Origin of the sequence: Acidovorax sp. Root219 (genome assembly GCF_001428665.1) — a bacterium.
Lineage (GTDB): Bacteria > Pseudomonadota > Gammaproteobacteria > Burkholderiales > Burkholderiaceae_C > Acidovorax.
This window is the reverse complement of sequence record NZ_LMIJ01000008.1, coordinates 39,323-40,947: the sequence shown is the minus strand read 5'-3', so window position 1 is coordinate 40,947 and position 1,625 is coordinate 39,323. Positions and strand designations below refer to the sequence as shown.

Annotated in this window: 1 protein-coding gene; it reads left to right on the top strand. The window is 64.2% G+C overall.

From position 1 onward, the window contains the following. Window positions 1-134: 134 nt before the first annotated feature. The gene (locus tag ASE28_RS07530; protein WP_057265909.1) at window positions 135-1,454 is read left to right on the top strand and encodes a mechanosensitive ion channel family protein; all 1,320 of its coding nucleotides are present in this window, start codon (window positions 135-137) and stop codon (window positions 1,452-1,454) included. The last annotated feature ends 171 nt before the right edge of the window (window positions 1,455-1,625 follow it).

Here is a 1,625-nt window from a genome sequence, read left to right as displayed (position 1 = left end):
TTTGGTGACTTTCTCTTGGCGACTCAAGAGAAAGTTACTGCGCCGCCGGGCGCACATCCCGGCCTCCGCCTTTCACCCAAGCAAACAGTCACCATCGGCAAAAAATAGCCCCGTGTGACATAGGCCGCCACCACATGGAAATCCTCGACAAACTACTGACAGACTTCAACCACTCCAGCGTCTGGCTGGAACTCGGCGTCCTGGCCGCCGCCATCGCCATCGCCCTCTTCGCCGCCAGACTGATAGGCCGCAACCAACCCCCCGATTCGGTCTGGATCGGCCGCAACACCATCGACGGCCTGCTCTTCCCCCTGATCGCCTTGGTCCTCACCTTCGCGGGCAGACTTGCCGTAGAGCACTACCACCCGGTCTTCGTGCTGCGCATCGCAGTCCCCATGCTGGTCTCGCTCGCGCTGATCCGGTTCATCGCCCGCGTGATGCGCGTGGCGTTCCCAGCTTCCGGCCTCGTGCGCCTGCTCGAAGGGCTGTTCTCCTGGGTCATCTGGGGCGCGGCCGTGCTGTGGATCGTGGGCCTGCTGCCCGCCGTGCGCAGCGAGCTCGATGCCATCACGCTCAACTTCGGCAAGTCCACCGTCAGCGTCGCCACGCTGATCGAGGGCGCGCTGTCGGCCAGCCTGGTGCTGGTGGTGGCGCTGTGGATCTCGGCCACCTTCGAGCGGCGCGTGCTCGCAACCGCCGTGACCGATCTGTCCATGCGCAAGGTCGCCGGCAACGCCGTGCGCGCCGTGCTGCTGCTGGTGGGCATGCTGTTCGCGCTGTCGGCCGTGGGGGTGGACCTCACGGCGCTGTCGGTGCTGGGCGGGGCAGTGGGCGTGGGCCTGGGCTTTGGCCTGCAAAAACTCGCTTCCAACTACGTGAGCGGCTTCGTGATCCTGCTGGAGCGCTCTCTGCGTATCGGCGACAACGTGCGCGTCGATGGCTTCGAGGGCCGTATCACCGACATCAAGACCCGCTACACGTTGATCCGTGCGGGCAACGGGCGCGAATCCATCGTGCCCAATGAGACCCTGATCACCCAGCGCGTGGAGAACCTGTCCGACGCCGACCGCAAGTTCAACGTCACCACCAACATCATCGTCGGCTACGACAGCGACGTGGGCCAGGTGCAGGCCATCCTGTGCGCTGCCGCCGCAGCGCAGCCGCGGGTGCTCAAGGAGCCCGTACCCGTGGCCTTTCTCATCAACTTCGCGCCCGACGGGCTCGAATTCAGCCTCAACTTCTGGATCAGCGACCCCTCGGCCGGCTCGCTCAACTTGCGCTCGGCCATCAACATCGCCATCCTCGATGGTCTGCGGGCCGCGAACATCGACATCCCTTACCCGCAGCGCGTGGTGCAGTTCAAGGACGGTGCCGTCCCTGCCGGCCTGTCTCCGGGTGCTGCCGTGACCGGTGCCTCCGGCGAGACATCGGGCGGCTCGCCGAGTGCCCTATAATCACTAAAAAGCACGATCGTTCTTTTTTATGCCCCTGCAGCCGATGGGGCGCCGGCCTGCACCCTTTTGGGTGCACTGCGGCATAGAATGTTCCAGTTTACGTAAACGTCAATTCAACCAACTCTAGGAGCCGCAGCAATGAAGGTCTTGGTCCCTGTCAAACGCGTGGTC

Coding starts and splice junctions, on each gene's coding strand:
- ASE28_RS07530 (WP_057265909.1), top strand. CDS start 135: ATGGAAATCCTCGACAAACTACTGACAGACTTCAACCACTCCAGCGTC.